Origin of the sequence: Mycobacterium sp. E3305 (assembly GCF_001666785.1) — a bacterium.
Lineage (GTDB): Bacteria > Actinomycetota > Actinomycetes > Mycobacteriales > Mycobacteriaceae > Mycobacterium.
In genome coordinates this window covers 1-19,595 of the sequence record NZ_LZJA01000276.1, presented here as the reverse complement: position 1 = coordinate 19,595, position 19,595 = coordinate 1, and the positions used below count along the sequence as shown (strand labels likewise).

11 protein-coding genes are annotated in these 19,595 nt (G+C 68.9%); 3 read left to right on the top strand and 8 right to left on the bottom strand.

Annotation, left to right across the window (positions count from 1 at the left end; all coding sequences use genetic code 11):
• Positions 1 to 3: 3 nt before the first annotated feature.
• The 3 genes from pks13 (at position 4) to A5701_RS23965 (ending at position 8,301) form a co-directional block, all read left to right on the top strand.
• The gene (gene pks13, locus A5701_RS23975) at positions 4 to 5,328 is read left to right on the top strand and encodes a polyketide synthase Pks13 (protein WP_067760224.1); all 5,325 of its coding nucleotides are present in this window, start codon (positions 4 to 6) and stop codon (positions 5,326 to 5,328) included.
• A gap of 65 nt (positions 5,329 to 5,393) precedes the next feature.
• On the top strand, positions 5,394 to 6,899 hold the full coding sequence (locus tag A5701_RS23970; RefSeq protein WP_231968752.1) for an acyl-CoA carboxylase subunit beta: 1,506 nt from the start codon (positions 5,394 to 5,396) through the stop codon (positions 6,897 to 6,899).
• Between the two features lie 34 nt (positions 6,900 to 6,933).
• Positions 6,934 to 8,301 carry a tetratricopeptide repeat protein gene (locus tag A5701_RS23965; RefSeq protein ID WP_067760220.1) on the top strand — a complete coding sequence of 456 codons (1,368 nt, stop codon included), beginning with the start codon at positions 6,934 to 6,936 and terminating at the stop codon, positions 8,299 to 8,301.
• Between the two features lie 217 nt (positions 8,302 to 8,518).
• Here A5701_RS23965 and A5701_RS23960 read toward each other — a convergent pair whose 3' ends face one another.
• The 8 genes from A5701_RS23960 to A5701_RS23925 all read right to left on the bottom strand — a co-directional run.
• Positions 8,519 to 10,291 (bottom strand): acyl-CoA dehydrogenase family protein, encoded by a 1,773-nt coding sequence (locus A5701_RS23960; protein WP_067760218.1) that lies wholly within the window; start codon positions 10,289 to 10,291, stop codon positions 8,519 to 8,521.
• A gap of 10 nt (positions 10,292 to 10,301) precedes the next feature.
• Positions 10,302 to 10,679, bottom strand: a complete 378-nt coding sequence (locus A5701_RS23955) for an FHA domain-containing protein (RefSeq protein ID WP_369807445.1) — start codon at positions 10,677 to 10,679, stop codon at positions 10,302 to 10,304.
• Between the two features lie 65 nt (positions 10,680 to 10,744).
• Positions 10,745 to 11,203 carry a hypothetical protein gene (locus tag A5701_RS23950; RefSeq protein WP_156670249.1) on the bottom strand — a complete coding sequence of 153 codons (459 nt, stop codon included), beginning with the start codon at positions 11,201 to 11,203 and terminating at the stop codon, positions 10,745 to 10,747.
• A 108-nt stretch (positions 11,204 to 11,311) separates the two neighbouring features.
• A complete protein-coding gene (locus tag A5701_RS23945) occupies positions 11,312 to 11,815 on the bottom strand; it encodes a hypothetical protein (RefSeq protein ID WP_067760207.1) in 504 nt (167 codons plus the stop codon).
• A 157-nt stretch (positions 11,816 to 11,972) separates the two neighbouring features.
• Positions 11,973 to 15,200, bottom strand: a complete 3,228-nt coding sequence (locus A5701_RS23940) for an arabinosyltransferase domain-containing protein (protein ID WP_067760204.1) — start codon at positions 15,198 to 15,200, stop codon at positions 11,973 to 11,975.
• Complete coding sequence (locus tag A5701_RS23935) at positions 15,197 to 18,523, bottom strand: arabinosyltransferase domain-containing protein (protein WP_067760201.1); 3,327 nt, start codon at positions 18,521 to 18,523, stop codon at positions 15,197 to 15,199. The genes A5701_RS23940 and A5701_RS23935 overlap by 4 nt, the downstream gene beginning before the upstream one ends.
• Positions 18,524 to 18,590: 67 nt before the next feature.
• The gene (locus A5701_RS23930) at positions 18,591 to 19,214 is read right to left on the bottom strand and encodes a maleylpyruvate isomerase family mycothiol-dependent enzyme (RefSeq protein WP_067760198.1); all 624 of its coding nucleotides are present in this window, start codon (positions 19,212 to 19,214) and stop codon (positions 18,591 to 18,593) included.
• A gap of 14 nt (positions 19,215 to 19,228) precedes the next feature.
• The coding region (locus A5701_RS23925; RefSeq protein WP_197505055.1) for an arabinosyltransferase C-terminal domain-containing protein at positions 19,229 to 19,595 on the bottom strand (367 nt) is incomplete at its 5' end.

Genomic DNA, 19,595 nt, shown 5'->3' with positions numbered 1-19,595 from the left:
ACCATGGCTGACACAGACGAACCTCAGGAGAACTCGCCCGCCAAGAAGACCGAGCTCACAGTCCCCGAGATGCGCGCGTGGCTGCGCAACTGGGTGGGCCGGGCCGTCGGCAAGTCGCCGGACGACATCGACGAGTCGGTGCCCATGGTCGAGCTCGGCCTGTCGTCGCGCGACGCCGTAGCGATGGCCGCCGACATCGAGGACATGACCGGTGTCACCCTGTCGGTCGCGGTGGCCTTCCAGCACCCGACCATCGAGTCGCTGGCCACCCGGATCATCGAGGGCGAGCCGGAGCTCGACACCTCGGGTGACGACGTTTCCGACTGGACGCGCAACGGCCCGGCCGAGCGCGTCGACATCGCGATCGTGGGCCTGTCGACACGGCTGCCGGGGGACATGAACAGCCCCGACGAGACGTGGCAGGCGCTCATGGAGGGCCGCGACGCCATCACCGACCTGCCGGAGGGCCGCTGGGCGGAGTTCCTCGAAGAGCCGCGGCTCGCCGAGCGGATGGCCAAGGCCCGCACCCGTGGCGGCTACCTGAAGGACATCAAGGGCTTCGACTCCGAGTTCTTCGCGGTGGCCAAGACCGAAGCCGACAACATCGACCCGCAGCAGCGGATGGCGCTGGAGCTGACCTGGGAAGCGCTCGAACACGCCCGCATCCCGGCGTCGAGCCTGCGCGGCGGGTCCGTCGGCGTGTACGTCGGTGTCTCCAACAACGACTACAGCTTCCTGGCGGTGTCCGACCCGACCGTCGCGCACCCCTACGCCATCACCGGCACCGCGACGTCGATCATCGCCAACCGGGTCTCCTACTTTTACGACTTCCGCGGTCCGTCCGTGGCCGTCGACACCGCCTGCTCGAGCTCGCTGGTGGCCGCCCACCAAGCGGTCCAGGCGCTGCGCAACGGCGAGTGCGACGTGGCCGTCGCCGGCGGCGTCAACGCGCTGATCACGCCGGTGGTCACCCTCGGCTTCGACGAGATCGGCCAGGTCCTTTCGCCCGACGGCCGGATCAAGTCGTTCTCCTCCGACGCCGACGGCTACACCCGGTCCGAGGGCGGCGGCATGCTGGTGCTCAAGCGCGTCGACGACGCCCGCCGCGACGGCGACCAGATCCTCGCCGTGATCGCGGGCAGCGCGGTCAACCACGACGGCCGGTCCAACGGCCTGATCGCCCCCAACCAGGACGCGCAGGCCGACGTGCTGCGCCGGGCCTACAAGGACGCCGGCATCGATCCCCGCAACGTCGACTACATCGAGGCGCACGGCACCGGCACCGTCCTCGGCGACCCGATCGAGGCCGAGGCGCTGGGCCGCGTCGTCGGCCGGGGCCGCCCCGCCGATCGCCCGGCGCTGCTGGGCGCGGTGAAAACCAATGTGGGCCACCTGGAGTCGGCGGCCGGCGCGGCCAGCATGGCAAAGGTGGTGCTGGCGCTGCAGCACGACAAGCTGCCGCCGTCGATCAACTTCGCCGGCCCCAGCCCCTACATCGACTTCGACGCGATGCGCCTGAAGGTGGTCGACCAGCCCACCGACTGGCCGCGCTACGGCGGCTACGCCCTGGCCGGGGTGTCCAGCTTCGGCTTCGGTGGCGCCAACGCCCACTTGGTGGTGCGCGAGGTCTTGCCCCGTGACGTCATCGAGCGGGAGCCGGAGCCGGCGCCCGAACCGCAGGCGGCCGCGGAAACCGCCGAGGCCCCCACCATGGAAAGCCACGCGCTGCGGTTCGACGATTTCGGCAACATCATCCCGGATGCCGAGGCGCCCGAGGAGGACGAGTACGAGCTGCCGGGCGTCACCGACGAGGCGCTGCGGCTCAAGGAGATCGCGCTCGAAGAGCTCGCGGCGAAAGAAGCGGCGGAGCCGACCAAGCCCCTGATCCCGCTCGCCGTGTCGGCGTTCCTGACCTCGCGCAAGAAGGCCGCGGCCGCCGAGCTCGCGGACTGGCTGGAAAGCCCGGAGGGCCAGGCGTCGTCCCTGGAATCGGTCGGCCGGGCGCTGTCGCGGCGCAACCACGGCCGTTCCCGCGCGGTCGTGCTGGCCCACGACCACGAGGAGGCCATCAAGGGTCTGCGCGCCGTCGCCGAGGGCAAGCAGCGGCCGGGCGTGTTCAGCGTCGACGGGCCCGTGACCAACGGACCGGTCTGGGCGATGGCCGGCTTCGGCGCGCAGCACCGCAAGATGGGGAAGAACCTCTACCTGCGCAACGAGGTCTTCGCGGAGTGGATCGAGAAGGTCGACGCGCTGATCCAGGATGAGCGCGGTTACTCGGTGCTCGAGCTGATCTTGGACGACTCGCACGAGTACGGCATCGAGACGTCCAATGTGGTGATCTTCGCGATCCAGATCGCGCTCGGCGAATTGCTCAAGCACCACGGTGCCAAGCCCGCCGCGGTGATCGGGCAGTCCCTCGGCGAACCCGCGTCCGCCTACTTCGCCGGCGGGCTGTCGCTGGCCGACGCCGCCCGGGTCATCGCGTCGCGCTCGCACCTGATGGGTGAGGGCGAGGCGATGCTGTTCGGCGAGTACATCCGGTTCATGGCGCTCGTCGAGTACTCCGCCGACGAGCTCAAGACGGTGTTCGCCGACTTCCCGGGCCTGGAGGTGTGCGTCTACGCGGCGCCCACCCAGACCGTCATCGGCGGCCCGCCCGAACAGATCGACGCGATTGTCGCCCGGGCCGAGGCCGAGGGCCGCTTCGCCCGCAAGCTGCAGACCAAGGGCGCCGGTCACACCTCGCAGATGGACCCGCTGCTCGGCGAGTTCTCCGCGGAGTTGCAGGGCATCGAGCCGATGACGCCCACCGTGGGGATCTTCTCGACGGTGCACGAGGGTACCTACGTCAAACCCGACGGCGACCCGATCCACGACGTGGCCTACTGGGTCAAGGGGATGCGGCACTCGGTGTACTTCACGCACGGCGTCCGCAACGCCGTGGACAGCGGGTTCACCACCTTTTTGGAGCTGGCGCCCAACCCGGTGGCGCTGATGCAGATCGGCTTGACCACCGCCGCGGCCGGGTTGCACGACGCGCAGCTGATCCCGACGCTGGCCAAGAAGCAGGACGACGTCGAGGCGATGATCGCGGCCATGGCCCAGCTCTACGTCTACGGCCACGACCTGGACATCTGGACGCTGTTCAGCCGGGCGTCCGGTCCCGAGGACTACGCCAACATTCCGCCGACCCGGTTCAAGCGCAAGGAGCACTGGCTGGACGTGCACTTCGCGCACGGCAGCAGCTCGGTGCTCATGCCGGGCAACCACGTCGCGCTGCCTGACGGCCGCCACGTCTGGGAGTACAACCCCCGCGGCCTGACGGACCTGCCCGCGTTGGTGAAAGCCGCTGCGGCAGAGGTCCTTCCGGACGCGCAGCTGGCGGCCGCCGAGCAGCGTGCGGTGCCCGGCGAGGGCGCCCGGCTGGTGACGACGCTGACCCGGCATCCGGGCGGCGCCTCGGTCCAGGTACACGCCCGCATCGACGAGTCCTTCACGCTGGTCTACGACGCGCTGGTGACCCGCGCCGGGGAGGCCGGTGTCGCCTTGCCGGCCGCGGTCGGCGCGGGCGCGGCCATCACGGCTGCGTCCAACGGGGCCGCCGTCGCGCCGGCGGAGTCCGGCGGTGAGGCCGAAGCCGAGACCCTGACCGACAGCCTGACCAACCGGTATTTCTCGGCGAGCATGGGCAAGTGGTCGCCGGACTCGGGCGAGACGGTCGCGGAGCGCCTGGGGCTGATCGTCGGCTCCGCCATGGGTTACGAGCCCGAGGACCTGCCGTGGGAGGTGCCCCTGATCGAGCTCGGGCTGGACTCGCTGATGGCGGTGCGGATCAAGAACCGCGTCGAGTACGACTTCGACCTGCCGCCGATCCAACTGACGGCCGTTCGGGACGCCAACCTCTACAACATCGAGGAGCTGATCAAGTACGCGGTCGAGCACCGCGACGAGGTCGAGCAGCTGCACGAGTACCAGCAGAGCCACTCGCCCGAGGAGATCGCCAAGGCCCAGGCGCAATTGATGAGCGGCGCCTCGCCCGCGACGATCGCCGCGCCCGCGCCCGACCCGCAGGCGGAGCCCGAGACCCAGCCGGCGCCGCCGCCGGCCTCGGACGTGCCGATCCCGCCGCCGCCCACCGACCCGACCGGGCCGAAGGCGAACGGCGGGCAGCCCGCACCCAACCTGGCCGGCGCCGCACAGGCGCTCAACCAGGAGGCGGTCACCAAGGCGCTGAACTCCGACGTGCCGCCGCGCGACGCCGCCGAACGGGTCACCTTCGCGACGTGGGCGATCGTCACGGGTAAGTCCCCGGGCGGCATCTTCAACCCGCTGCCCAAGCTGGACGACGCGCAGGCCGAGAAGATGGCGCAGCGCCTCTCCGAGCGGGCCGAAGGTCCGATCACCGCCGAGGACGTGGTGACGTCGGAGAACATCGAGGCCCTGGCCGAGAAGGTTCGCGGATACCTCGAGGCCGGTGAACTCGACGGATTCGTCCGCACCATCCGGGCGCCGCAAAACGATTCGCAGATACCGGTTTTCGTGTTCCACCCGGCCGGCGGTTCGACGGTGGTCTACGAGCCACTGCTCAACCGGTTGCCGCCGGACACCCCGATGTACGGGCTCGAGCGCGTCGAGGGCACCGTCCAGGAACGGGCCGCCCAATACGTGCCCAAACTGCTGGAGATGAACGGCGACAAGCCGTTCATCCTGGTCGGCTGGTCGCTGGGCGGTGCGTTGGCCTACGCCTGCGCGATCGGGCTCAAGCGGATGGGCGCCGACGTGGCGTTCGTCGGCATGATCGACACGGTCCGGGCCGGCGAAGAGATCCCGCAGACCAGGGAAGAGACCCGCAAGCGGTGGGACCGGTACGCGAGATTCGCCGAGCGCACCTTCAACGTCGAGATCCCCGCGATCCCCTACGAGCAGCTCGAGGAGCTCGACGACGAGGGTCAGGTCAAGTTCGTCTTGGAGATCGTCCAGCAGAGCGGTGTGCAGGTGCCGGGCGGGATCATCGAGCACCAGCGCACGTCGTACCTCGACAACCGCGCCTTGGAGACGGTCCAGATCGAGCCCTACGACGGCCACGTCACGCTCTACATGGCGGATCGCTACCATGACGACGTCATCGAGTTCGAGCCGCGGTATGCCATTCGCCAGCCGGATGGCGGCTGGGGCGAGTACGTGTCCGAGCTCGAGGTCGTGCCGATCGGCGGGGAGCACATCCAGGCCATCGACGAGCCGATCATCGCCAAGGTCGGCGCGCACATGACCGAGGCGCTGGAGAACATCGAGGCGGGGCGCCGCCGGAAGAGTGAGGTGGGCAACTAGTGACCGGTGCGGAGCCTTCTCGCGCTCACACGACAGCCGAAAAGCTGGCCGAGCTACACGTTCGCATGGAGCTGGCCAAGGAGCCCGGCGGTGAGAAGGCCGTCGCCAAGCGTGACAAGAAGGGCATCCCCAGCGCCCGGGCCCGCATCCACGCACTGGTCGACCCGGGCACCTTCCTCGAGGTCGGCGCGCTCGCCAAGACACCGAACGACCCGAACGCGCTCTACGGCGACGGGTGCGTCACCGGACACGCCACGATCGACGGCCGGCCCGTCGGGGTTTTCTCGCACGACCAGACGGTGTTCCAGGGCACGGTCGGCGAGATGTTCGGCCGAAAGGTCGCGCGGCTGATGGAGTGGTGCGCGATGATCGGCTGCCCGATCATCGGCATCCAGGACTCCGGCGGAGCCCGCATCCAGGACGCGGTCACCTCGCTGGCGTGGTACGCCGAGCTTGGCCGGCGCCACGAGGCGCTGTCGGGACTGGTGCCGCAGATCTCCCTCATCTTCGGCAAATGTGCCGGGGGAGCGGTGTATTCGCCGATCCAGGACGACCTGCTGGTCTCGGTGCGCGACCAGGGCTACTTCTTCGTGACGGGTCCCGACGTGATCCGGGAGGTCACCGGCGAGGAGGTCACCCTCGACGAGCTCGGCGGCTCGGACGCGCAGGCCCGCTACGGCAACATCCATCAGGTGGTGGATTCCGAGGCCGAGGCGTTCCAGTACGTGCGGGACTTCCTGTCGTTCCTGCCCTCGAACTGCTTCGACAGGCCGCCGATCGTCAACCCCGGGCTGGAGCCGGAGGTCACGCCGACCGATCTGGAGCTCGACTCGATCGTGCCGGACTCCGACAACATGGCCTACGACATGCACGAGATCCTGCTGCGCATCTTCGACGACGGTGACTTCCTCGAGGTGGCCGCGCAGCACGGGCCGGCCATCATCACCGGATACGCCCGCGTCGACGGGCACCCGGTGGGCGTGATCGCCAACCAGCCCATGTACCTGTCCGGGTCGATCGACAACGAGGCGTCCGACAAGGCGGCGCGGTTCATCCGGTTCTGCGACGCGTTCAACATCCCGCTGGTCTTCGTGGTGGACACCCCGGGGTTCCTGCCGGGCGCCGAGGAGGAGAAGCGGGGCATCATCAAGCGCGGTGGGCGGTTCCTCTACTCCGTCGTCGAAGCCGACGTGCCGAAGGTGACCATCACCGTCCGCAAGTCCTATGGCGGTGCCTACGCCGTGATGGGCTCCCGGCAGCTGACCGCCGACTTCAACTTCGCCTGGCCCACCGCGCGCATCGCGGTGATCGGCGCCGAGGGCGCAGCCCAGCTGCTGATGAAGCGGTTCCCCGACCCGACCACGCCCGAGGCGCAGCAGATCAAGAAGGACTTCATCGAGGGCTACAACCTCAACATGGCGATCCCGTGGACGGCCGCCGAGCGCGGCTTCATCGACGCGGTCATCGACCCGCACGACACCCGGCTGTTGCTGCGCAAGTCGATGAAGTTGTTGCGCGACAAGCAGTTGTGGTTCCGCACGGCACGCAAGCACGGGCTGATCCCGGTCTAGCGTCAGGCCGAACGGCCGGCCAGTCAGGGGGATCATGTCGGAGAATCTCGAGGCAGTCGATCCCGTCACGGCAGCAGTGCAGAAGTGGCAATCGGTGCATGCCGCGCTGGGGCCGCAACACGAATCGACTTTGGCCGCGCGACTGGCGCTGGCCGAGGCGCGGCAGAATGCCGGCGACACGCTAGGTGCTGTCGGTGACGCCGGTGCAGTCCTCGATACACGTCGCGAGGTACTCGGATCCGAACACCCGGATACTCTCGCGGTGGCCGGCGCGGTGGCACGGTGGCGCTTCCTCCTCGGTGACATCGGCGCGGTTGACCAACTGCGCGAACTGATTCCGGCGATGGTTGGGGTGCTGGGCGCCGAGCACCCCGACACGCTCCGTGCGAGTCATGTCGTGGCCTACGTCGAGTATCCCCATGAGGATGCGGCGACCAGGCTGGTTCGCTGGGTGCGGTTGTGCGGCGCCGAAACTCGCGTGTTCGGTGTCGAGCACGAGGTGACGCTGTCGGCGGCCTACATGGTGGCGCAGGCCCGCTACGACCTCGGTGATCCTTTCGGCGCCAGCTCAGATGCGGTGCCCGTGGTGACGTACCGCCGCCAACTACTGGGGGCGCATCATCCCGAGACTTTGGCCGCCCAACTGGCGCGGCTGGGTTGGCTCGGGGAAGCCACAGGCCCCACCAGCTTCGTTCTGAAGAGCCTCAACGAACTGATAACGACCGCCGAAAACGCGCTCGGCCACGACGACGAAATTACTTTGCGGGCGCGTTACGTTCGTGCGCTCTTGACGCCGAAAACGTCCGGTACCGAAGTGGACTGCATCTCAGAGTGGGACCTGCTGGCCGAGGACCTGACCCGCGGCCTCGGCGAGGCGCACCCGCTGAGCGTCGGTGCGCGCGAACAACGTTCGGCGGCGTACGCCGAGTGGGAGCAGGACCTCAACGAGGTGCGCGACCTGGCCTTCCATTTGTTCGTCGACGTGGAATCCGAAGAACGCGACATCGACCAGCCTCCGGGACGCGACTGGCTGGACACCGGAGACCTCGACGAAGACGCGGTCGAGAAGGTGACCGAGGACGCCGACGACCAGCGCGCCGAGCGCGCCGCGTTGATGGAAAATGTTGTGGCGGCCAAGAAAGCGTTGTCCCGTAGCGCCCGCGCCGCGGGCAATGACGCCTACGAGACGTTGCTCTGGCGTTATTTCCTGGCCTGGCGGTTCTGGGAGGGGCACGAATTCGAGGCGGCCGGCGAGCGGACCCGGCGGCTGATCGACGATTGCGCGCGGCTGCTCGGCGACGACCATGAACTCACGGAGGCGTCGCGAACGATGTTGCACTTCATCGACACCCGCACCTGGAGCGGTCTGCCACTGTTCTGGGATGGCAGCGCGATGGTCTGACGTGATCCTGGTGTTTCACCACGATCACGAAATCAGTCATGGTTCCGCACCGAGCGAACGTGTGGGCTGATCGCGGTCCAGACCGGCTGCGGGGCAGTATCATTGATCGCTTCGGCAGCGTCTCGCCCCTCATATGCCGACCGTGATATCGCGAGCGATATCAAATCCGTCCATCGAGTGGTGTTTGTCGCACGACGCGACCGGCGGGTGATGATCGTTAGCCCGTGAACGCGCCGTCGACCAGGTCGTCGAACCGCTCCAGCGCCTCGTCGGATTCGGCGTCGATGCCGCGCAGCGCCCCCCGATCCGGGAGGTACCGGTGCGCATACAGCCGGGCTACCAACGCCTTTCGCTCCCCGCCGCGGGCCTCGCGCTCCCAGGCGGCCTGCTCGGTGAGCAACGCCGCGGCATAGACGTCGCCCATGAATTGGGCCAGCGGGAACAGCCGCGCCTCGGCCATGTCGCGGTCCAGCTTGGACCACGCCGTGATGGCGGCGTCGAGATCCTCGATGCGCCCGGCGACCAGCCGTGTGGTGTCGTCGTCGTCCGACACCGACACCGCGTCGCGCAGCCGCGCCAACAACGGCTCGTGCGCGCGGGTCTGCTCGATGCCGCGCCGCACATCCAGGCACAGGATGTTGTCCGGCCCCTCCCAGATGGTGTTCACCTGCGCGTCGCGCAGCAGCCGGGCCACCGGCCAGGTCTCGATGTAACCGTTGCCGCCGTGGATTTCGATCGCGTCGGACGCCGCGGTGATGCCGAGCCGGCACACTTTCAGTTTGGTCACCGGCACCGCGATGCGTTGCCGCATGGCCCGCGGCTGGCGATGATTGGTGGCGCCGGTGCCGTCGAAAACCATTGCCTGCGCGGCTTCCACGTCGACGATCAGCTCCGCGAGCTTGCGCCGCATCAGCGGCTTGTCGATCAGCGCGCCGCCGAACGCGTGCCGCTGCCGGGCGTAGCACAATGACTCGACCAGGGCGCGGCGCGCGTTACCCAGGCCGAACAGGGCGATGCCCAGGCGCGCGGCGTTGGTCAACTCCATCATGCGGCCCAGGCCCTTGCCGTCCGATGGGCCGGCTTCGCCGCTGGGCTCCCCCGACAGCAGAAACGCTTCCGCGTCAACGAATTCCACCTCGCCGGAGGCCACCGAGCGGGTACCGAGCTTGTCCTTCAGGCGGCGCACCCGCACCCCGTTGCGCGACCCGTCGCGGCGGGTGCGCAGCACCAGGAAGTTGGCGACGCCCCGCGTCGAGTCGGGTGCGCCCTCCGGCTTGGCCAGCACGACGAAGGCCTCGCCGGCGCAGTTGGAGGCAAACCACTTGAACCCGTTGAGGATCCAGGAATCCCCGGCCCGCGTCGCCGTCGTCTCCAGCGCGCCCAGGTCCGAGCCGCCGGTGCGTTCGGTCAGCAGCTGCGCCGTCTCCCCGGCCCACTCGCCCGAGGCGAACTTGGCCAGCACGTGCTCGCGCACATCGGCAGGCGCGTAGGCGGCCACCAGCGAGGAGACCATGCCACCGCCGGTGCCCAACGCGCAGCCCATCCCGATGTCGGCCTGATTCAGCAGGTAGTTCGACGCGAACAGGCCCAGGCCCGAGCTCACCTTGGCGGCGCGGGCGTCGTTGCGCAGCGCCTGCTGGGCGTCCAGGACCGCGCGCTTGGACTGGGTGAAGGACGCCGGCATGACGACCTGGCTGACGTCGTGTCCCCACCGGTCGTAGCGTTCCAGCCGCGGCGGGTTGTGGTCGGTCTCCTCCGCCCATTTCGCGACCGGGCCGCCCATCAGCTCGCCCATGCGCACCAGGTGCGGCTCCACCACCGCCAGCTCGTCCGGCTGCAGGTAGTACGCCATGATGAACTGCAGGGTGGGGTCGGTCAGGTACCAGTTGAGACCGGCGGCCCCGCGATAGTCCTCGGTCCGGTAGCGCTGCGCTTTCTCCTCGGTGGAGAAGGGCAGCCTGTCCACCGCCTCCGCGGCGTAGTCGCTCATGGGTGAGACGCTACGCGCTGGTGAGGAAGACCAGACGGACCCTGCCGATTTGGATTTCGTCGCCGTTGGCCAGCACCGCCGAGTCGACCGGCTCCCGGTTGACGTCGGTCTGGTTCATGCTGCCCACGTCGACGACGCGGAATTGCTTTCCGTCGCTTCGGAATTCGGCGTGCCGGCGGCTGACGGTGATGTCGTCGAGATAGATGTCGCTCTCGGGATGGCGGCCGGCGGAGACCACGTCTGCGCTCAGGGAAAAACGCGAACCGGCGTTGGGGCCACGCTTGACGACGAGCAGCGCCGAGCCTGGGCGCAACCCGGCGGTGTCCTCGATCGCGGCATCGGCGGCGGTTGCCGGCGCGTCGAGCTCGGCGGGCATGGCGCTGCCGATGGCGCCGGTGCGGTCCTCCGGGTCTTCGCGCCGAGTTGGCCGGTGCGGCGTCGACCCCGTGTCGCTCACGCGGCTCGCGGCAGGTCCGGGTTGGCCGCCGTCGCCTGCGATGTCGGGCGCTGCGGCGCCGGCACCCAACCGACGTAGGTCAGGTACAGCCCGACCAGGGCGAAGACGACGCACGCCGTGATCCACCAGCCCTGCGCGCCGATCATGTCGTTGGCCAGCGCGGCGAAGAACCTGGGAAATGCCACCAGCAGCAATCCGCGCAACACGATCAGCCAGCCGACCAGGGAAACGGTGACCGCCGCGGCGCCGCGCCAGCTTTGGTGGGCCGCAACGATGGTCAGGCCGATCAGCAGGATGAAGGCTCCGGTCACGAAGGTCCACATCGAATTCGCCTCGAACTGCGACAGCAGCGACTGCATGTCCGAGGCGCGCGCCACCGCCGTCACATCGACGACGACGAGGAAGGGGCCGAGCACGCGGCAGAAGAAGCGTGTCGACTGTTGGGAAGCGTCCATTGCCGTACCTTTCATCCGACGCCGGTCACGCGGCGACCCCTTTATCGGAGCACTCGACCGCGGCGTCGTGATAGGGACTTAAGGCACTGCCCGCTCCCAACGGCGTGGTTATACCGGGGCGACGAACTCTGATGTGTAGAACTCCGCCGGATTCTGCGAGTTAGCGTTGGTCCGTTCGATAATCACCCAAACTCCAGTCGTGCCGGGACGAATGGTGTCTTGGACGGTCGTTGTTCCGGTGCCCGCCGCATCGATATCCATGCCCGCGAAAGCGGTGCCGGGATCACCCGGACCGCAGGTGCTCGACGAGGGCCGGGGCATCTGGATCAGCCCGACGTCGAAGTGGGTGCCGGGCTCGGGCTCGTCGTACAGGTGCACCTCCGCGAGCGCTCTTAACCCGCTGGTACGGATCACCGCCGAGCCGGTGCCGAGCATCGGGCTCGGCACCTTCGGGGCCACGCCGACGCGGCTGAAATCGCAGCGCCGCAAATAGTTGTCCAGCACCACCGTGGTGCCGCCTTCGGCGTGGGCCTTGACGCCGAACGTCATCGCCCAGGTGATCGCCACCGCGATCAGCGCCGCACATGTTCGGATACGTCTCAGCGTGTACATGGGCCCACCTGTTTCTCCCGTGTGAACTGAATCACAGCGGTTAGGTATTAACCAGGGCCCGGCAAAATCAAACCTATTTCCGGCAATTACTCATTCGTTAATTTGTGCGGTTATTGGGCGGCTGACGAATTGCCAGAGAAAAGGCGTTTATTACGCCCTACGGTTTAATGCGGATCGGCCCGGGAGACCACCAGCCGCTACGGGTCGCGGTGCCCAGATCGAGCTGCGCGGGATGGGCATCGGCGACGGTGTCGAACTTGCGCAGCGATCCCCAGTCCCGGCCCCAGTCGTGCGACAGGTAGGTCGACATCACGTGGGCCCGCAGCAGCAGATCGGTGATGCCCAGCAGGCCGCCGTTGACGCCGTCCTGCCAGGTGTCGGTGTCCTGCTTCTTGGCGTTGTAGTCCGGGGTGATGCGGAACCTCGGGATCTCGGTGACACCGTTGACATGCAACATCGGCTGCTGGCACGGGAATGCCAACCCGACCGCCCAGTCCATCAGCACCGGCTGCGTCGAGCCAACATACTCCTGCAACGAGCGCAGTTCCGGCACCCGCGGCGGGGTGACCGCGATCCAGTCGTCCGGCGTCAGCGACAGGTCCTCGGCGACGAGCCGCACGGCGACGGCGTCCGCCGGGATCTGCGAGCGCGCGAAGCGCAGGTTGCGCCACACCTTGGGTTGCTCGCCGTAGAGGTCGTAGGGCACCAGCCTGCCGCCCGGCTGCACGGAGCCGCCGGGACCGGGACGGCCGAACTCCAGCTCGACCGTCTGGCCGCTGGTGTGGTGATGCAAGATGCTGTTGCCGGCGATCGTGCCCGCCGCGGTGACGACTACCAGCGGGTGCCCGTCATCCGCCTTCGGCAGCTGATACCACGCGGAGGTGAGCCGGCTCTGCCGTTGCGCCCCGGTCGTGTAGCTCCCGGCCAGGGGGACCTGCTCGGCGTTGAGGCCGTACGGCAGCGGCACCGTCGATCCGTTGACGCCGGGCGTCGTCAGCTTCAGCGGCGCGTCCCAGTCGTAGTCGGTGCCCGGCTGCGGCACCGACGTCTCCTTGACCGACTCGGCCAGGGTGCGGTCCGGAACACCGTTGGGAGTGAATCCCGTCGGGTTCACGCCCCCGAGCGCCCCCAGCGGACCGTAATCGCCGGGCAGGGGCGCCATGAAGCCGGCGTTGCTGTCCGGTTCGACGAGCACGTCGTCGGCCAGGCCGCAGCCTCCGCTGAACTCGCGCAGGTTGTCCCAGGCATTGGAGTAGGTGGGGTATTGACGCACGATGCCGGCCACCATCGACGCCACGAACACCAGCGCCATGAAGCCGGCCGCCAGCGGGATCGGCGCGGCGGTCAGCGCTCGCGCCAGGCGGCCCTCGCCGTGGCTGGTGTCGGCGAAATGCAACCAGGCCGCATACACCGCGGCAATCACGAACAGCGCGAAAAAGATTGTGCTGATCGAGATTCCGCCGACCCTGGGCATGCTGCTGTTGAACGGCACGCCGTAGCTGGAGACGTACCACCAGCCGTTGGTGGTGGCGAAGCACAGCGCCAGAATGAACAGCACCGCCGCGAGGAACGCCATCCGGTTGCGCGACCAGCGCAGCACCTTCGGCGACACCAGCACCGTCGTCAGCGCGGCCATCGCCGCGCCCACCGCGGCGAACAGCCCGAAGTGGTGCACCCACTTGGTGGGGGTGAACATCAGGAAGAACATGGTGCCGAAGATGACACCCATCAGGCGCCACGCCGGCCCGCGGGCCACGCCCGGAACTCGCTTGCGCCGCAACATGATGAACATGGCGGTGAACAGGCACAGCGCGGTGATCAGGAAGCCGAAGCGGCGCGAGAGTGAACCGTCGACGGTGGGCAGAATCAGGTAGTAATAGCGCAGGTTTTCGGTGTACCAGGCCTGGCTGGGCCCGATCGCGGTCCGAATCCTGGTGGCTTCCAACACCGTTGACAGCGTCTGATCGGCGAACACCACGGTCAGGATGACCGTTCCGGCGGCCAGCATCGGCGCCACCAGCGGCAAGGTGCCGACCAGCCGATGCCGGCGGACCAGGATACGCAGGATCGGACGGCCACCGGCGACCAGTGCGGCCACGGCGATCAATCCGGTGGGCTGGACGCCGAGGGTGAACGCCGCGGTGATGACCGCCAGCGCGGCGGGAGTCAACCGGCTGTAACGCATGGAGCGCTCGATGAGCACGTAGGTGATCAGCGAACCGACGGCGATGATCGGCTCCGGGCGCAGGCCGTTGTCGAACGGCATCCACGCGGTGAGCAGGACCAGGCCCGCCGCCCAGTTCGCCGCCTTGCTGCCGGCGACCGCGGGCCCGAGACGGGGCAGCACCTCACGCGAAAGCAGCAGCCAGCAGACGATTCCCGCGATCAGGTCCGGCAGGCGCATCCACAGGCTGGCGTCGCTGACGTGGGTCATCAACGCCAGCAGGTTGTAGTACCACCCGAACGGGTCCTCCGGGCTGCCGAACCAGCGGAAGTAGTTCGACATGTAACCGGCGTGGTCGGCGACCCGGGCCATGCCCAGGATGTAGCCGTCATCGGACGAGTTCGCCCCGATCACGTGCCACAGCAGGAACCCGAAGATGACCGTGACGTCGGCCAGCGTGAAGGTGCGCCAGTTCGCCGGAATGAGCCGGCGCATCCGGTGGCCGTCCAGCTGGTCCAGGCGCCACAATGCGATCAGCGCGACGAGCGTGGACACGATGGCCAGCACCATCGCGGTCAGCTTCAAAGTCGTTGGGGTGGTGGAGAACCGGGTGTCGATGGTGGCCGACAGTTTCAGGCCCGGCGGGGCCGGGCCGGTGAGGTCGGTGAACACCCCGACGATCTGCGGCCGCAGGTTCGGGTCGGGGAAACCGCCCCCGATCGGCCCGCCGGCCGAATCCTTCAGCCCGACGAAGGTGGCGAAGGCGCCGGCTTTCGTCGAGGTGATCTCGATGCGCTGGCATTGCGGGCCGGCCACCTGGTCTCGAGACGCGCTGGCGATCACCACATTGCGGTCGGTGACGTCGACGCGTTTGGCGTTGACGACGACGAACAGCGCGTTCAGCGCGGCGTCCTTGCCCTTCTTGGGCGCCGTGCTCAGGACGACCCCGCCGTCCGGCGGCAACGCGCTCACCACCGAGCACGGCACGGTTGCGGTCACGTCCACCGGCGTCAGTGAAATCAACGGCGCGGTAACGCTGTTCAGCTGGCCGCCCTGGGGCCAGTTGAGGGTGGCGGTGGTCTGCACGACGGGCAGCAACGGCGTGGCGACCGACAGGACGAAGCCGATCAAGCCGGCGATCGTCGCGACCCAGCGCGTCGCGCGCACGTTTTGACCGGCGGTCGTCTTGTCTTCGCGGTTGTTCACGGTCGTGATGCTCATGGAAGCGCCCGAATCGGTCCCTGTCGGCTCCAGCCGTGCACTGTCATCACACCCTGTTCGATTGCGGCGTCGGGCGCCTGGTCAGCCGGCACCAGCCGGAAGTACTGCTCCACGGAGCCCCAGTCGCGATACCAGTCGCCGCGAAGATAGGTGGAGACCGTCGAGGTGCGCAGCATCGCCTGAGTGACCAGGAACGGGCCGCCGGCCTCGCTGGCCTGCCACCCATTCGACGACGACGCCGTCTGCTTGTGATCGGGCAGGATGCGGTACTGCGGAAGTTCGGCCACGCCAAGGTGTTCGGAGAACGGGTGCTGGCATGGGAAGTTCGCGGCGGTCGCGATGTCCATCAGCACCGGCGTGCGCGACCCGATCAGCTGCTGCAGGGTTTGCAGCACCGGCACCCGCGGCGGGGTGAACGCGAACCACTGATCCGAGCTCAGGTTCGGGTCGTAGGCGACGATGCGCGCCACGTTGGCCTCGGGCGGCGCCCAGGTGAGGGGGAAGCGCAGGTTGCGCCACGCCGGCTCGGGGCCGATGTCGATCGGCTGCACCTCGGCCAACGGCTGGGTGGTGCCGTCGGGGCGGGTGACTCCCCACTGCAACTTCAGCGACTGCCCGTAGGTGAAGGTGCCGTCCTCCTTGTACGACCAGATCGCGCCGGTCGCCGACACCACGACGATCGGCCGGTCCGGGGTGCGGGGCGGTAGCTGGTACCACGCCGAGGTCGCCGTGGCGGCCAGCGAGTTCTCGCCGTAGCTGCCCATCACCGGGGTGCGGGCCGGGTCGAGTCCGAACGGGAGCGCCGCATGGGAGCCGTTGACGCCGACGGGGCCCTTCCCGCCGGCCGTGCCCGCCGAGTCGCTCATGGCGGCGTTGGGCTTGTTGGGCGACGCATCCGAATTCACCACGCCGGGCTTGGTCACCACCGGGTACGACCGCAGGTCGTCGCCGACGCCGTCGGGCTTGAAGCCGACCGGGTTGACCCCGCCGAGCGGGCCGTCGGGCCCGAAGACCTGCCCGGGCGCCGGCGCCAGCATGCCCGCGTTGGGGTCGGGCTCGGCAAGCACGTCGTCGGCCATGGCACAGCTCGTCGGGGACAGGCCGGAAGCGATGGCGGCGAGGTTGGCCTTGCCGGTGGTGTAGAGCGGGTAGCGGAACACCGCGCCTTTGGTCAGTGAGGCGACTTCGCCGACCACCATGATGCTCGCGACCACCAGCAGCGGGGTCGACGCCAGCACCCGGTTGCGCCGGTTGTCTTTGACTTCGGTGTGGCCGGCATAGTCCATCCGGAAGTGCTGCCACGCGGCCAGCAGCCCGGTGAGGATCGACAGCGTCAGGAACATCGACGTCACCGGGTGGCTCGCGATCACGGGCTGGATGTCGTACCACGGCACCCCGTAGTTGCCGACGTAGAACCAGCCGTTGACGCCGGAGGTGGCCACCGCGACAACGAACAGCAGCGCCGTGACGTAGAGCGTCAGGTTGCGGCGGTTGTGCAGGCCGATCCGCGAAAGCGCGAACGCGGTGACCGCGCCCAGCGCCCCGGCAAGTCCGGCGAAGGCGCCGAACTGGACCGCCCACTTCGTCGGGGTGAACGTGAGGAGCAGGAGGCCGATGGCGGTCGTGCCGATCAGCCGCCAGGCCGGGCCGCTGGCCAGCCCGGGCACTCGCCCCCGGCGCAGCAGGATGACCAGCATCCCGAACAGGCACAGCAGCAGCACCAGCACCGCGAAACGCCTCGCCATGGACCCATCGGGGTTCGACTCCACCGTGAGGAAGTAGTAGCGAAGCCAGTCCTGGTACCACGCGATCGTCGGCCCGACCTTGTACTTGATCCGCGCCGACTCGGCGACGTTGGCCAGTGTCTGACCGTGGAACACCACAACGGTGATCAGCGACAGCGACGCCGCGAGCACCGCCAGCGGCGCGAGCAGGCCGTCGGTCGCCCGGCGTCGCCGGATCGTCCGGGCGATGGCCCGCGAACCGGTCAGCAACGCGGCGACGGCGATCAGGCCCTGCGGCGCCAGTGTCACGGTGAGCATCGCGACGAAGGTCGCGACCGCGGCCGGGGCCAAGCGTTGCAGCGCGATCGCCCGCTCCACCAGCATCCAGGTGACCAGCACACCCAGGGCGATCAGCGGCTCGGGCCGCAGCCCGTTGTTGAACGGCAACCAGGCGGCCAGGAACACCGCGCCCGCGGTGAACACCGCCACCCGGTTCGCCGCCAGGCCGCCCCTGCCGGGGCCCAACCTGCGCAGGATCCAGTGGCTGATCACCAGCCAGCACGCGATCCCGGCCAGCGTGGCGGGCAACCGCATCCACACCCCGGCGGTGCTCACGGCCGCCAGCTTGGACAGCACCCCCAGATACCAGTCGAACGGCGCGTCCGTCGTACCGAAGTAGCGGTAGTAATCGACGATGTAGCCGGCCTTCGGGGAGACGCGGGCGATGGTCAGGTTGTAGCCGTCGTCGGACGAGGTGGCGCCGATGACGTGCCAGACCAGGAGCGTCGCGATCACCCCGACGTCGGCGATCCAGGTTGCGAGCCCGACGCGGCGCCAGGAACTCCATCGCGCCCGGGGCCGGTACCGGGAGAGCCAGGCGATCGGCGATTGCCAATTGACCAGCGTGCCGCCGCCGCGGCTGCGACGGTCGAGCGCGGCGAGCGCGATGACGGCGGTCAGCACGGCCAGGGCACCGACGGCCATCGCGAGTTGCTTGAGGGCGGTTGGGGCGGTGATGAAGCGGGTGTCGATGTCGATGCGGGCCGATAGTCCCGGCTGGGCCGGCACCTTCAGGTCCGTGAAGATGCCGCCGACTTGGGGTTTCTTGTCTGAGGACAGGGTGCCCGAGGCGCCGGGCATGCCCACGAAGTCGGCGCCCGCCGCGCCCGCGCCGGCCCAGGCGTGCAGCACGCTGCAGGCCCCGCCGGCGACCGCCGCCCGCGGCGCGGCAGCGGCAACGGTGTCGCGGAACGCGACGACCACCAGGTCTTTGTCGGCCCGCACGAACAGCCCGTCCTTGCCGGCATCGACGCCGCCGGCGGGCAGCGTCGAGACCACCAGGCCGCCGCTGGCGGGCAGGGTCGCGATCGCCGCGCACGGGATGGAGATGTCGAGCGCGCGCGGCGCCCCGGACACCAGCGGCGCGGTGATCTGGGTGACGTGTCCGTCCGCGACGCCCTGCGGCCACAGCACCGTCGCGGTGGTCTGCCTGACTGGAAGAAGCGGGACGAGCGCGCACAACAGCAGTCCGACGATGCCGGCGACGGCGGCGACGAACCGCGGGATCCGCTGCGATCGCTGATTACCGTCGTGGGGCACGAGGCTCGATCGTAAGCGAAGCCGCTTTGTCCGCTGAGGACGCGGGGCCGCGCGGGGCCGCGCGGCGTCAGCGGGGGAGCCGGGCCGCCAGGGTGTTCAGGCCCGGGCCGTCGAGGTCGGCGAGCGCCGCCGGGCGGCCCGACATCGCCATCAGCAAAGCCTCGCCGGGGCCGGTGACTTCCGGCCCGCGGCCGTGTGCCCAGTCGAGGTCGGTGGCGCGCAGGCGCAGCCCCCGGATCCGGCGGCCGGCCCCGAGCCTCGGGTTGCCCGGCACCAGCTGCAGGACGCGCTCGAGCCGATCGGCGGGGACGATGCGAGGCCGGTCGAGGGCGCGGCGGATGTCCTGGTGATGGATCGTGCCGTCGACGAGCGCGATCATTCCGCCGAAACCCGCTGTCAGCCCGCGCGGCTGGAGATGGGCTCGCAGAAAGTCGAGCAGTTGTTCCGGACCCAGGCCGGCGAACTCGTCGACGCCCACCTGGTTGGCGCGGACGATCCAGCCCTTCGCGAAGCGCCCCGCCAGACCTAACGGGCCGAGCTCTTCATAGCTGATCGTATGCGCGACAACGTCTTTGACCGTCCAGTGCGTGCAGAGGCTGGGCGCCTCCCACTGCTCGGGCGTCAGGGTGGCCAGGAACTCGGCCAGGTCGGCCCGTTCGTCGCGGGCCATGCTCATCAGGCTTGCCGTCATTGCCGGCCCCCTCGCTAGCTCTTACGCAGCGGCGCGGGGCTCCACAGGCCGCTGCGGGTGACCGTCCCCAGCTGCAGGCGGGCGGGCTGCGCCCCGGCGTAGTAGGGCGTCAGCCGTTGCAGGGAACCCCAGTCGCGCGACCAGTCGTCCTTCAGATAGGTCGCCATGGTGGTGGCCTTCAGCAGCAGCTCGGTGACGCCCAGCGGGCCGCCACCGTTGTTGTCCATCACCGGCGAGTTGGCTTCGGCGCCGAAACGGTCAGGCAGGATGCGCCATTTCGGCGTTTCGTCGACGCCGTTTTGGTGGCCGAACGGACGCTGGCAGGGGAACGCCAGGCCGACGAGCCAATCCAGGAACACCGGGTCCTTCGAGCCGACGACG

Bases quoted from the DNA above. Each gene is read 5' to 3' on its own strand.
- A5701_RS23960 (WP_067760218.1), bottom strand. From the start codon at position 10,291: ATGAGCGACTACGCCGCGGAGGCGGTGGACAGGCTGCCCTTCTCCACC.
- A5701_RS23965 (WP_067760220.1), top strand. From the start codon at position 6,934: ATGTCGGAGAATCTCGAGGCAGTCGATCCCGTCACGGCAGCAGTGCAG.
- A5701_RS23950 (WP_156670249.1), bottom strand. From the start codon at position 11,203: ATGGACGCTTCCCAACAGTCGACACGCTTCTTCTGCCGCGTGCTCGGC.
- pks13 (WP_067760224.1), top strand. From the start codon at position 4: ATGGCTGACACAGACGAACCTCAGGAGAACTCGCCCGCCAAGAAGACC.
- A5701_RS23940 (WP_067760204.1), bottom strand. From the start codon at position 15,200: ATGAGCATCACGACCGTGAACAACCGCGAAGACAAGACGACCGCCGGT.
- A5701_RS23930 (WP_067760198.1), bottom strand. From the start codon at position 19,214: ATGACGGCAAGCCTGATGAGCATGGCCCGCGACGAACGGGCCGACCTG.
- A5701_RS23945 (WP_067760207.1), bottom strand. From the start codon at position 11,815: ATGTACACGCTGAGACGTATCCGAACATGTGCGGCGCTGATCGCGGTG.
- A5701_RS23970 (WP_231968752.1), top strand. From the start codon at position 5,394: ATGGAGCTGGCCAAGGAGCCCGGCGGTGAGAAGGCCGTCGCCAAGCGT.